The following is a 12,896-nucleotide window of genomic DNA, read 5'->3' as shown; positions in this document are numbered from 1 at the left end:
TCGTGTCAGACACCGAAAAAATCAGGGCTTGGCATCAGCCTTCGCCACCGTCACCCACCACGGTGTGTGCTGTTCGATCTGCACCGGCAGCGTCGGCAACAATGCGCTCAGCGCCAGGTCGGTGTCGTGCAACGGGAAACTGCCGGTGATGCGCAAGTCGGCGATCTCGGGCGCTACGCCCAGATGCCCACGCCGATAACGACCGAGCTCGTGAACCAGGTCTTCCAGCCGTGCGTTGTCCACCACCAGCATGCCGCGCGTCCAGGCATCGGCGCCGAGGTTGAGCGCGATGATCGGCCCCAGGCCATTGTTGCGCATCAGCACTTGCTGGCCTTCGTGCAGGATCTGTTCTTCAGTGCTCGACTCGGGGTGGGCGGCCACGGCGGACTGCAACACGCTCAGGCGCGTGCCTTCTTCCTCGCGCTTGACCAGGAACCGCGTGCCCAGTGCGCGCATGCTGCCTTCGCGGGTTTCGACGATAAACGGCCGGGCGTCGCCATGACCGGTTTCGACGAGGATTTCCCCTTCCTGAAGAATCACCCGGCGCTGCTTCTCATCAAAGCGCACATCCACGGCGCTGTGAGTGTTGAGGTTGATCAGCGTGCCGTCGCTCAGGCGCAGAGTGCGTTGCTCGCCGGTGGCGGTGCGCTGATCCGCCAGCCAATAGTCGACCGGCAGATAACGATCACCGGCAAACAGCGCCAGGCCAAGTACCGCAACGATGCTGGCCACGCCACTGCCGAGTTTGCGCACCCGTCGGCGAATGCTTTCGCGCGATTGCAGCAACGCAGTGCGGGCCGGGCCGCTGGCCACGCTGAAACGCTGGTCGAGCATGCCCAACTGGCGCCAGGCGCGGGCGTGCTCTTCGTGGGCGGCGTGCCATTTGGCAAACTCTTCGCGCTCCACCGGAGTGCCGGAATCCAGCGATAATTGCCAGGCAATCGCCGCGTCCAGCACCTGTGCCGAGACGGGTTTGGAACTGACCGGGTTCACACCGGCTCACCGTACAGCGCGATGTAGCACTGACGAATGCCCTGAGCCAGGTACTGACGCACCCGCGGCACCGACACGCCCAGGCGCTGGGCGATTTCCGCGTGACCAAGACCGTCCAGACGGTTGTAGAGGAACGCCGCCCGCGCCTTGCTCGACAGCTTGCCGAGCAGGCGGTCGATGTTTTTCAGGTCTTCGAGGATCATTTGCTGTTCTTCCACCGACGGTTGTTCGCCTTCGGGGATCAGCATCAGTTCGGTGAGGTAAGCCTGTTCCAGCGCAGCGCGGCGGAAATAGTCGAACAGCAGGCCCTTGGCAATCGCCACCAGAAACGCCCGCGGTTCGCGAGGTTCATTGAGTTGATCACGGCCCAGCAAGCGCACGAAGGTGTCCTGACTCAGGTCTTCGGCCCGTTGCGGGCAGGCGACATTGCGTCGAAGCCAGGCCAATAGCCAACTGCGGTGGTCGCGATATAACGCACCGACGAGCTCACTGTGGGGGCTTTGGACTGACGACACGCAGCATCACCGATTGGGAAGTGTTAACTAACGAGAATTGTTCGCGATTGTGGCAGAGGCGGGGGAGGTAAGCAATTGGCCACTGGTCAGGTGGTTTTGGTGGGGGGCAGTTGGACCGTGTCATCGTTCTTCGCGGGCAAGCCTCGCTCCTACAGGATGGTGCGTTGCTCACGAACAACGTAAACCCTGTAGGAGCGAGGCTCGCCCGCGAAGGCGCCAGATCAGACGCCGCGAATTCAGAACGAAGGCGCCCGCTGCCTGCGCTTCCACTGACTCAACCGCTGTTGCAGATTCAACGGGCTATGAATCTGCTGCTGCCGCGCGCGGCTGAACAGGATCAGCGCCAGCTCGGCGGTCGCCAGCGCATCGGCACTGGCGTTGTGGCGTTCGAACACCTCGAGCTTGAACCAGTCGATCCACTCATCCAGCCCCGCCTCGCGAATGTGCGCCTGGGGGCAGAGCAGGGGGGCGATATCCGCCACATCCAGAAACGGATGCTGCAACTTGTAGCCCAGATGATCTTTCAGTGCGCGACCGAGCATGTGCTGATCAAACGGCGCATGAAACGCCAGTACCGGGCTGTCGCCCACAAACTCCATGAACTCGACCAACGCCTGCGCCGGATCACTGCCGGCGGCAATCGCGCTCGGGCCCAGGCCGTGAATCAACACGCTCGGCGCCACTTTCATGTCCGCGCATTGCAGGGTGCGTTCGAACTGCTGACTGAAGTCGATCGCCCCGTCCTCAATCACCACGGCACCGATGGACAACACCCGATCCTTGTTCAGGTTCAACCCCGTGGTTTCCAGATCCAGCACCACCCAGCGCTGCTCGCGCAGGCTGCATTCTCTGAGCTCGGCCCGCGCCGGCAAACGTTGCAGACGTTGCTGCAATTCCCCGGACAGCATCGGCCCTGCCGGGCGCAGCCATGAAAACAGGCTCATAGCTGATACCGCAGGGTCAGGCTGCTTTGCAGGCGTTGGGCCTGGCGCAGGGATTCACGCAGGATGCGTCGGTCCAGATGATTGAGGCTGTCGGGATCGACCCGGTTGGAGTAGGGCAAATTCTCCCGGGTCTGTAGCTGATGTTGCTGCATGCGGGTTTGCTGAATGAAGTGATACGCCTCTTCGTACGCCGCCCCGTCCTGTCGATCGATGACTTCTTTGTCGACCAACTGGCGAAAGCGTTCCAGCGTATTGTTCGCCTCGATGCCATGGGCCAAGGCCAACAGTCGGGCGCCGTCGACAAACGGGGTCAGGCCCTGGACTTTCAGGTCCAGCGTGGCTTTCTCGCCATTTTTGCGCGCCAGCACAAACTCGCGGAAACGCCCTACGGGTGGACGGTTGCGCAGGGCGTTCTCGGCCATCATTCGCTGGAACAATCGGTTGTCGGCAACCTGATCGAGAATCCCCCGACGCAACTGCTCGCAGCTTTGCTCGTCGCCCCAGACCACGCGCAGGTCGAAATAGATGCTCGATCCCAGCAGGTTTTCCGGCGTCGCCTCACGAATAAATGCCGCAAAACGCCGCGCCCATTCGGCCCGGGACAGACACAGCTCGGGGTTGCCGGCCATGATGTTGCCTTTGCACAGGGTGAAACCGCAGAGCGCCAGGCTCTGGTTGATCTGCTGAGCGATGGGCAGCAACTTGCCGCGAATCTCGGCGGCGTGCGCGGCGTCCCGCGCTTCGAACAGAATGCCGTTGTCCTGGTCAGTGTGCAGCGTCTGCTCGCGGCGGCCTTCGCTGCCGAAACACAACCAACTGAACGGCACACCCGGGTCGCCTTTCTCGGCGAGGGTCAGTTCGATCACCCGGCACACGGTGTGATCGTTGAGCAGGGTGATGATGTGGGTGATCTGGGTCGAAGACGCACCGTGGGCCAGCATGCGCTCGACCAATTGACCGATCTCGCCGCGCAGCGCCACCAGGTTTTCCACGCGCTGGGCGCTGCGGATGGTTCGCGCCAGATGCACGAGGTCGACCCGTTGCAGGGAAAACAAGTCGCGCTCCGAGACCACGCCGCACAGACGTTGGTCCTTGACCAGGCAGACGTGGGCGATGTGCCGCTCGGTCATGGCAATCGCGGCATCGAAGGCGCTGTGGTCCGGCGTCAGGAAAAACGGCGCTTGGGTCATGTGCCGTTCAATGGCTTCGTTGAAGTCGTTGATGCCTTCGGCCACCACGTGGCGCAGGTCGCGCAGGGTGAAAATACCCAACGGCGCCTTGTGTTCATCGACCACCACAATGCTGCCGACCTGCTGCTCGTGCATCAGGGTGACCGCTTCCCGCAGCGGCGTGGTCGGGCTGCACGTCACCGGGTGACGCATGGCCAATTCGCCCAGACGGGTATTCAGCGAGTATTGGGTGCCGAGGGTTTCCACGGCTTTTTGCTGGACTTGCTGGTTGACCTGGTCTAGCAAACTGCTCACGCCGCGTAGGGCAAAGTCGCGAAACGCGTTGGAAAGTGCGAACAGTTTGATGAACGCCAGCTTGTTCAGCTGTAGGCAAAAGGTGTCTTCGGCCGCCAGGTGTTCGGTGCGCGTCGCACGCTCACCCAGCAGCGCGGCGAGGGGGAAACATTCGCCGGTGGTGATTTCGAAGGTGGTTTCCGTGCCGCCCTTGGCCGTGTGGGGACGTTCACCCACGACCCGGCCCTGTTTGACGACGTAGAAATGCTCAACCGGGCCATCGGCGGGCTTGATGATGCTCTCGCCGGGGGCATAAAAACGTAGCTGACATTGTTCAACCAGGTACGCCAGGTGAGCGTGTTCCATTTGATTGAAGGGCGGGAAGCGCTGAAGGAATTGCAAAGTGCCCTGGATGTTCTGCAATACCGCGGTTTTCCCTGCCTGTGTGAAGGCGTCCGCTTTACTCATAACCATTACCGCAGTCTTTTATGAATTGTTGTTGTCGGGTGACTCAGTCATGGTCGGCCCCTGCGCGCAGGGTGCCCATTGGACGTAAGTCTAGGTCGGGCCTTGCGGCGATGAAATTTCGGAAATGCCTTACACAATCTTGGGAAGAACCTATCCTTCCCCCTATAGGAAATAAATCCGACGAAGTGCACATTGACGGCCCGCTTAGCGATGTCTCACCACTGTGCTAGGGAATGATATTGGAAACTTAGAGAAAACCATGTCCGACCACGATATTTTGAGTGACGCCGAGCGCGAGGCGCTGAGTGCCGTCATGCTGGAACCCGACTTGCCGCCGCAACGGGTGCTGATCGTCGATGACGATAAAGATGCGCGCGAGCTGTTGTCGGAGATTCTAGGTCTGGATGGTATTCGTTGCATGACCGCAGCCAGCGGTGAAACCGCGCTAAAGATGCTGGCGGAGAAACCATCGATAGGCCTGGTGATTACTGATCTGCGGATGGGCCACATTGATGGCCTGGAGTTGATCCGCAAGGTCCGTGAGTCCGTTCGGGGCGCCATGCCGTTCATCATCGTTTCCGGCGATGCCGACGTGAAGGACGCAATTGCCGCCATGCATTTGAGTGTGGTGGATTTTTTGCTCAAGCCTATTGATAGCGCGAAACTGCTAAAGCTGGTCAAGCATGAGTTGGGGTTGGAGCCCTGATCCAGGCTATCTGTTGCCCATTTGATCGCCTTCGCGGGTAAGTCGGATCGCCGCATCGCTCGCTCCTACAGGATGGTGCGTTGCTCATGAACAACGTAAGCCCTGTAGGAGCGAGGCTTGCCCGCGAAGGCAACACCACTGATCTCAAGCAAACAAAAAAGGCCCTGATCCGAAGATCAGGGCCTTTTTTTGTCCAGCGCAAACGCTCAGTTACAGGCCATTGGCAGCCTTGAACTCGCGACGACGACGGTGCAGAACCGGCTCGGTGTAGCCGTTTGGCTGTTTGGTGCCTTCAACCACCAGTTCGACCGCCGCCTGGAAGGCGATGTTGCTGTCGAAGTTCGGTGCCAGCGGACGGTACAGCGCGTCGTTGGCGTTCTGACGGTCAACCACCGGCGCCATGCGCTTGAGGCTTTCCATCACTTGCGCTTCGGTGACGATGCCATGACGCAACCAGTTGGCGATGTGCTGGCTGGAGATACGCAGCGTGGCACGGTCTTCCATCAGGCCGATGTCATTGATGTCCGGCACTTTCGAGCAACCAACACCCTGGTCGATCCAGCGCACCACGTAACCGAGAATGCCCTGGGCGTTGTTGTCCAGTTCGTTCTTGATCTGTTCCGCGGTCCACTGCGGGTTTACCGCCAGCGGGATGGTCAGGATGTCATCCACCGAGGCGCGTGCACGTTTGGCCAGTTCGGCCTGACGGGCAAACACGTCGACCTTGTGGTAGTGCAGCGCGTGCAGCGCGGCAGCCGTTGGCGATGGCACCCAAGCAGTGTTGGCGCCGGCCAATGGGTGAGCGATTTTCTGTTCAAGCATCGCCGCCATCAGGTCGGGCATCGCCCACATGCCTTTACCGATTTGCGCGCGACCTTGCAGGCCGGTGCTCAAACCGATATCGACGTTCCAGTTCTCGTAGGCACCGATCCACTTCTCGGCCTTCATGTCGGCCTTGCGCACCATCGGGCCGGCTTCCATGGAGGTGTGGATTTCATCGCCCGTACGGTCGAGGAAACCGGTGTTGATGAACACCACGCGCTCGCTGGCGGCCTTGATGCAGGCCTTGAGGTTGACCGTGGTGCGGCGCTCCTCGTCCATGATCCCGACTTTCAGGGTATTGCGCGGCAGGCCGAGCACGTCTTCGATGCGACCGAACAGCTCGTTGGTGAACGCAGCTTCTTCCGGACCGTGCATCTTCGGCTTCACGATGTAGACCGAACCGGTGCGGCTGTTCTTGCGCGAGCTGTTGCCGTTGAGGCTGTGGATCGCCGCCAGGCAGGTCACCAGACCGTCGAGAATGCCTTCCGGCACTTCGTTGCCGTCTTTATCGAGGATCGCGTCGATGGTCATCAGGTGACCGACGTTGCGCACGAACAACAGCGAACGACCGTGCAGGCTCAGTTCCTTGCCATCGACGCCGGTGTAGGTGCGGTCGGCGTTCATGGTACGGGTAAAGGTCTTGCCGCCCTTGGAGACTTCTTCCGACAGGTCGCCCTTCATCAGGCCGAGCCAGTTGCGGTAGATCACCACTTTGTCATCGGCATCGACGGCGGCGACGGAGTCTTCGCAGTCCATGATGGTGGTGAGTGCAGCTTCCATCAGGATGTCTTTGACGCCGGCAGCGTCGGTCTGGCCGACGGGGGTGCTGGCATCGACCTGGATTTCGAAATGCAGGCCGTTGTTTTTCAGCAGGATCGCGGTCGGTGCAGCGGCATCGCCGTGGAAACCGATCAGCTGAGCGTCGTTGCGCAGGCCGCTGTTGCTGCCGCCTTTGAGGGCGACCACCAGTTTGCCGCCGACGATCTTGTAGCCGATGGAGTCGACGTGCGAGCCGGCAGCCAATGGCGCCGCTTCGTCGAGGAAGGCGCGGGCGAAGGCGATCACCTTGTCGCCGCGAACCTTGTTGTAGCCTTTGCCTTTTTCCGCGCCGTCAGCTTCGCTGATGGCGTCGGTGCCGTAGAGCGCGTCATACAGCGAACCCCAGCGGGCGTTCGAAGCATTGAGCGCGAAACGCGCATTCATCACCGGCACCACGAGCTGCGGGCCGGCCATGCGGGCGATTTCGTCATCGACGTTTTGCGTCGTTGCCTGGAAATCGGCCGCTTCTGGCAGCAGATAACCGATGTCTTGCAAGAAGGCCTTATAAGCCACGGCGTCGTGCGCCTGACCGGCACGGGATTGGTGCCAGCCGTCGATACGAGCCTGGAAATCATCGCGTTTGGCGAGTAGGGCTTTGTTCTTCGGCGCCAGGTCGTGAATGACCTTGTCGGCACCGGCCCAGAATTTATCGGCGGTGAGGCCGGTTCCGGGAATGGCTTCGTTGTTCACGAAGTCGAACAGGACTTTGGCGACCTGCAGGCCACCGACTTGAACGTGTTCAGTCATTGCTTGCCTCACTCTGCTCAGCTATTTCGCTTTTCAGCTCTTCAAATTAACAATGAAGCCTCTGGCTATTTAAACCACAAACCCCTTCCACCAGTACATGCCATTTCGGGCGGCTGGGATGGAACCGATCAACGGCGTTGAGGCCTTGCTGATAGGGCTTTCAGGGCTGCGACCGCGCCTGTGGCAGACATCGATCCAACGTTATGTAGTGCGCGCTGCGGCATACTACATGATGAATTGCGGTTGTGAAAATTAGACTAATTACGTCGTTCTGCGACCCCGTGACGCATTGCAGTCACGTCGGGGATAGGGATGTTCTCAAAAAAGTATGAGATTGTTCCAGTTAAATATAAGAAGTTGTACACGATTTGTATTTTGACCGGGGGAATGGTGTCGTCCCGTTCGCGGGCAAGCCTCGCTCCTACAGGGATGGCGCAGGTCTTGTAGGAGCGAGGCTTGCCCGCGAAGGCGTCGGCCGATTCAGCGCAGCAACATCCCTTGCCTATACTTCTCTTTCTACAACAAAAGAGGGCTGCGCCATGGACCACCTCGTACTCACTGTTTTCGCACCGGACAAACCTGGGCAGGTCGAGCGCATCGCCCAGTGCATTGCCGAGCACGGCGGCAACTGGCTGGAAAGCCGCATGTCACGCATGGCCGGGCAGTTTGCCGGGATTCTTCGGGTGGGTGTACCAGCCGAGGCCTACGACGAATTGGTCGATGCCTTACAGGCGTTGTCCGTCCATGGCATTCGCGTGCTGATCGCCGAAAGCGGCATCGAACAATCCTGCACCTGGAAACCGATTGCCATGGAACTGGTCGGCAATGATCGTCCGGGGATCGTGCGCGACATCACGCGTTTGTTGAGTGAGCAAGGGGTCAACCTGGAGCGGCTGGTGACGGAAGTGCGTCCGGCGCCTATGAGCAGCGAGCCGTTGTTCCACGCCGAAGCGATTCTTGCGGTGCCGCTGACCTTGTCGCTGGACGTGTTGCAGTCGCGCCTGGAAACCCTGGCGGACGATTTGATGGTGGAGTTGGTATTGCGCAGCGACCCCTGACAGGGTTATCCAAGTTATACGTGCACCTGCCTGTGGATAACCTGTAGAGACAGCCCGCCAGCCCACGCCGGCCGGGCTTCTTCAAGATCTGATCAAAAAACCATCAGTTTCAACAAGTTGCGCACAAACGCCGGGGATCACGCTGTGGATAACCTTGGGAAGGATCGATGCAGGCCACGAGAGGCGTGGCCTGCAGAGGTTTGTGCGATTTTTGATCAGCTGCGGCGGCGCAGACTTATCCACGCATCGATGCTGTAAACCGCCAGGCCTGCCCAGATAAAGATGAAGGCGACCAGTGTGCTGGACGACAGATGCTCGCCAAACAGCAGCACGGCTTGCAACAGCACCAATGTCGGCGCCAGGTACTGGAGAAATCCGAGTGTCGTGTAGGGCAAATGCCGTGCGGCGGCGTTGAAACACACCAGCGGCACCAGCGTTACCGGACCGGCAGCGACCAGCCACCAGGCTTCGGACGTGGTCCAGAATTCGGGTTGGGCGCTGACAGCCGTTTGATTGAACAGCAGCCAGGCGATGGCAATCGGCACCAGCATCCAGGTTTCCACCACCAGGCCCGGTAGCGCCTTGACCGGCGCCTGCTTGCGGATCAATCCGTAGAAGCCGAACGTCAACGCCAGCACCAGCGACACCCACGGCAGACTGCCGACTTGCCACACCTGTTGCGCGACGCCGACTGCCGCCAGTCCCACGGCAATCCACTGCATACGCCGCAACCGTTCGCCAAGGATCAACATCCCCAGCAACACGTTCACCAGCGGGTTGATGTAGTAACCGAGACTGGCTTCAAGCATGCGCCCGTTGTTCACCGACCAGACGTACGTCAGCCAGTTGGCCGCGATCAGCGTGCCGCTCAAGGCCAGGATCGCCAGCCGTTTCGGGTTGTCACACAACTCGCGCCACCAGCCCGGATGCTTCCACACCATCAGCAGCAATGCACCGAACAGTGCCGACCAGAGCACGCGATGGATGATGATCTCCACGGCGGGCACGTTGGCAATGGCCTTGAAGTAGAGCGGGAAAAGTCCCCAGATGATGTAGGCACTCAGGCCCAGGATGTACCCGCGACGGGGGTTGGCGGCTTGCATGCAGAATCCTTGCTTAGGCAGCTAACAAAGAGAGGATTGTATAGACATGTCACATCTTTTGTAGGAGCCAGCTTGCTGGCGATGAAGATTACGCGGTATGTCAGGGAGACCGCGTCATCGTTCATCGCCGGCAAGCCGGCTCCTACAAAGGGTTAGAACAGTTTCAGGGGTTCTTCGTTGAGGGCGGCGAGTTGCTCGCGCAACGCCAACACCTGATCACCCCAATACCGCTCCGTCCCGAACCACGGAAAACTGTGCGGGAACGCCGGGTCATCCCAGCGGCGTGCCAGCCATGCGCTGTAATGCATCAGGCGCAGTGCGCGCAGCGGCTCGATCAGCGCCAGTTCCCGCGGGTCGAAATCGTGAAACTCGTTGTAGCCATCCATCAGTTCCGACAACTGCCCCAGACATTCCTGACGGTCGCCGGCGAGCATCATCCAGATGTCCTGCACCGCCGGGCCCATGCGGCAGTCGTCCAGGTCGACGATGTGAAACATCTCGTCGCGGCACATCATGTTGCCGGGGTGGCAATCGCCGTGCATGCGGATGTTCTGGTGCGGCGTGGCGTTGTAGACCTCTTCCACACGCTTGAGCAGATCACGGGCGACAGATTCGTAGGCCGGCAGCAGGCTTTTGGGGATGAAGTTGCCTTCGAGCAAGGTTGTCAGCGAGGCATGACCGAAGTTCTTCACGCCCAGGGCTTCACGGTGTTCGAACGGTTTGGTCGAGCCGACGGCGTGCAGGCGACCGAGCAGTTGGCCCAGCCTATACAGCTGATCGAGATTGCCCGGCTCCGGTGCGCGGCCACCACGGCGGGGGAACAGGGTGAAACGGAAACCGTTGTGTTCGTGCAGGCTGGCACCGTTGTGAATCATTGGCGCCACCACCGGCACGTCGCACTCGGCGAGTTCGAAGGTGAACTGGTGTTCTTCGAGAATCGCTTCGTTGGTCCAGCGCTGCGGGCGGTAGAACTTGGCGATCAGCGGCTCGGAGTCTTCGATGCCGACCTGATAGACACGGTTCTCGTAGCTGTTGAGCGCCAGAACGCGCGCGTCGCTGAGAAAGCCGATGCTTTCGACGGCATCGAGCACGAGGTCTGGGGTGAGGGTTGCAAACGGGTGGGCCATGCTGACTCCTGCGCGCAGCAGGCTGCCGCGTCCGGCCAAGCATGGTAGCGCAGACGGGGCTTCTTTAGTGTTAAGGCTTGAGATGAGTGGTGTTGCCATCGCTAGCAGGCTAGCTCCCACAGGGGATTTGTGGTGTGTCGCAGATCCAGTGTGGGAGCGAGCCTGCTCGCGATGGGGCCGTATCAGGCGCCGACGATCCCGCCGTCCTCGCGGGAAATCGCCATCACCGAAGACCGTGGTTTGCCGTTCGGCAGGTGCTCAGGGAACGTCGAGCCACCGTTTTCCCCCGGATGCTGAATCCCGACAAACAGCGTCTTCTGGTCCGGAGAGAAGCTGATCCCCGTCACCTCGCAACCCACCGGCCCGACCATGAAGCGACGGATCTCACCGGTCACCGGGTCGGCACAGAGCATCTGGTTGTTGCCCATGCCGGCAAAATCACCGGCGTTGCTCGAATCGCCATCGGTCAGGATCCACAAGCGCCCCGCCTTGTCGAAACCCAGACCGTCCGGGCTGTTGAACATGTTCTGCGGCGTGATGTTCGACGAACCGCCCTTCGGTGTGCCGGCGTGGACACCCGGGTTGCCGGCGACCACAAACAGATCCCAGGCAAAGCTTTTCGAACCGTGATCATCACGGTCGGTGCGCCAGCGCAGAATCTGCCCGTAGACGTTCTTCTCGCGCGGGTTCGGCCCGCCCACCGGTTGACCGTCTTCACCGCGCTTGGCGTTGTTGGTCAGCGTGCAATAGACCTGGCCGTCCTTGGGGCTGACGACGATCCATTCCGGACGGTCCATGCGCGTGGCTTTCACCACCGTGGCGGCGAGGCGTGCATGAATCAGCACTTCGGCCTGATCGGCAAAACCGCTGCTGGCGTCGATGCCGTTTTTGCCGTGGGTCAGCTCGATCCACTCGCCCTGGCCTTTCGGGTGATCGGCATTGCCGTCGCCCGCGTCGAAACGCGCTACGTACAAGGTGCCGTGGTCCAGCAGGTCGCGGTTGGCTTTCGGGTTCTTGTGGTTGATCTTGTCGCGGCTGACGAACTTGTAGATGAACTCGCCGCGTTCGTCGTCGCCCATGTACACCACGGCGTGGCCGTCATGGGTTTCGGCCAGGGCCGCGTTTTCATGTTTGAAGCGGCCCAGCGCGGTGCGCTTGACCGGTGTCGATGTCGGATCGAACGGGTCGATTTCCACCACCCAGCCATGACGGTTGAGTTCGTTGGGGTTCTTCGCCAGGTCGAAGCGCTCGTCGTGTTGATGCCAGTTGATCTCTTTACTGGTCGCCACCGCACCGTAGCGTTTTTGCGCGGCGTCGAATTTCTGCTCGGCATTGCTGCTGCCGAAGCAGTCGGTGAAGTTCTCTTCACAGGTCAGGTAGGTGCCCCACGGCGTCTTGCCGTTGGCGCAGTTCTGGAAGGTGCCGAGCACGTTCTTGCCGTGCGGGTCGGCGCTGGTTTTCACCAGCGCGTGGCCGGCAGCCGGGCCGCTGAGGCTGATCGGTGCGTTGCCGTGAATGCGGCGGTTGTAGCGCGAGCCCTGAACGAATTGCCATTGGCCGTTCTTGCGCTGCACCTCGATCACCGACACGCCTTCGCAGGCCAGCGCCTTGCGCACTTCTTCGGCCGATTGCGGCATGCCGCCGTGCGGGTAGAGGTAGCGGTAGTTGGTGTATTCGTTGTTGATCGCCATCAGCGCCCGGTCTTTCTCACCCGGAAATTCGAACAGGCTCATGCCGTCGTTGTTGTCGCCGAACTGGACTTCCTGTTGCTCGGCGCTGCCGTTGCCGCTTGGATCAAATGCCGGACCGTTCTTTTGCAGCGGCTGGCCCCAGCTGATCAGCACCGAAGACTTGTAGCCCGGTGGCAGGGTGATTGCGTCGCTGGTGGCGGCGGGAATGCTGTCGAAACCCAACAGTTTGCTGGTGCCTGCGCTGACACTGGCCGCGAGCACGCTGCGGCTCAGCAGGTTGCCGCCGAGGAACATCGCGGCACCGCACAGGGCGCCCGCGCTGATGAAACCACGACGGCTGAGGCCGACCATTTGCTCGAGGTCGGTGGATTGGTTGTCTTCTAATAGGCTCACATCAGGCTCCCTGCTGGTTTTTGCAGTCACCTTAAAGCGCGTTAATG

10 protein-coding genes are annotated in these 12,896 nt (G+C 60.6%); 2 read left to right on the top strand and 8 right to left on the bottom strand.

All coding sequences use genetic code 11. The features are described from left to right. Positions 1 to 21: 21 nt before the first annotated feature. The 4 genes from KGA97_RS01490 to KGA97_RS01475 form a co-directional block, all read right to left on the bottom strand. The gene (locus KGA97_RS01490) at positions 22 to 993 is read right to left on the bottom strand and encodes a FecR domain-containing protein (RefSeq protein WP_008035007.1); all 972 of its coding nucleotides are present in this window, start codon (positions 991 to 993) and stop codon (positions 22 to 24) included. After that, complete coding sequence (locus tag KGA97_RS01485; protein WP_032829214.1) at positions 990 to 1,508, bottom strand: RNA polymerase sigma factor; 519 nt, start codon at positions 1,506 to 1,508, stop codon at positions 990 to 992. The genes KGA97_RS01490 and KGA97_RS01485 overlap by 4 nt, the downstream gene beginning before the upstream one ends. A gap of 236 nt (positions 1,509 to 1,744) precedes the next feature. Then, positions 1,745 to 2,452, bottom strand: a complete 708-nt coding sequence (locus KGA97_RS01480; protein WP_223480093.1) for a PolC-type DNA polymerase III — start codon at positions 2,450 to 2,452, stop codon at positions 1,745 to 1,747. Continuing rightward, positions 2,449 to 4,389: a putative nucleotidyltransferase substrate binding domain-containing protein gene (locus KGA97_RS01475; protein ID WP_008045144.1), complete on the bottom strand. Its 1,941-nt coding sequence runs from the start codon at positions 4,387 to 4,389 to the stop codon at positions 2,449 to 2,451. The genes KGA97_RS01480 and KGA97_RS01475 overlap by 4 nt, the downstream gene beginning before the upstream one ends. Positions 4,390 to 4,642: 253 nt before the next feature. Here KGA97_RS01475 and KGA97_RS01470 point away from each other — a divergent pair, with 253 nt between their 5' ends. After that, positions 4,643 to 5,089, top strand: coding sequence for a response regulator (locus KGA97_RS01470; protein WP_008045143.1), 447 nt, complete (start codon positions 4,643 to 4,645; stop codon positions 5,087 to 5,089). Positions 5,090 to 5,299: 210 nt separating this feature from the next. On the opposite strand, the gene KGA97_RS01465 is transcribed toward KGA97_RS01470, so the two are convergent. Beyond that, complete coding sequence (locus tag KGA97_RS01465) at positions 5,300 to 7,477, bottom strand: malate synthase G (RefSeq protein WP_008045142.1); 2,178 nt, start codon at positions 7,475 to 7,477, stop codon at positions 5,300 to 5,302. 539 nt (positions 7,478 to 8,016) lie between these two features. Here KGA97_RS01465 and KGA97_RS01460 point away from each other — a divergent pair. Next, complete coding sequence (locus KGA97_RS01460; RefSeq protein WP_008045141.1) at positions 8,017 to 8,535, top strand: glycine cleavage system protein R; 519 nt, start codon at positions 8,017 to 8,019, stop codon at positions 8,533 to 8,535. Positions 8,536 to 8,750: 215 nt separating this feature from the next. Here the strand turns inward: KGA97_RS01460 and rarD are convergent, their stop codons facing one another. The 3 genes from rarD to KGA97_RS01445 all read right to left on the bottom strand — a co-directional run bounded on the left by rarD (position 8,751) and on the right by KGA97_RS01445 (position 12,849). Further along, positions 8,751 to 9,638 (bottom strand): EamA family transporter RarD, encoded by an 888-nt coding sequence (rarD, locus tag KGA97_RS01455; RefSeq protein WP_223480092.1) that lies wholly within the window; start codon positions 9,636 to 9,638, stop codon positions 8,751 to 8,753. A gap of 152 nt (positions 9,639 to 9,790) precedes the next feature. Continuing rightward, complete coding sequence (locus KGA97_RS01450; RefSeq protein ID WP_008034976.1) at positions 9,791 to 10,765, bottom strand: serine/threonine protein kinase; 975 nt, start codon at positions 10,763 to 10,765, stop codon at positions 9,791 to 9,793. Positions 10,766 to 10,947: 182 nt separating this feature from the next. Continuing rightward, a complete protein-coding gene (locus tag KGA97_RS01445; protein WP_192227613.1) occupies positions 10,948 to 12,849 on the bottom strand; it encodes a PhoX family protein in 1,902 nt (633 codons plus the stop codon). Positions 12,850 to 12,896: the final 47 nt, after the last annotated feature.

The organism is Pseudomonas sp. BF-B-15 (genome assembly GCF_019946675.1).
GTDB classification, from domain to species: domain Bacteria; phylum Pseudomonadota; class Gammaproteobacteria; order Pseudomonadales; family Pseudomonadaceae; genus Aquipseudomonas; species Aquipseudomonas migulae.
Note: the sequence above shows the minus strand (reverse complement) of the source record. Positions and strands in the feature narration are given on the sequence as shown.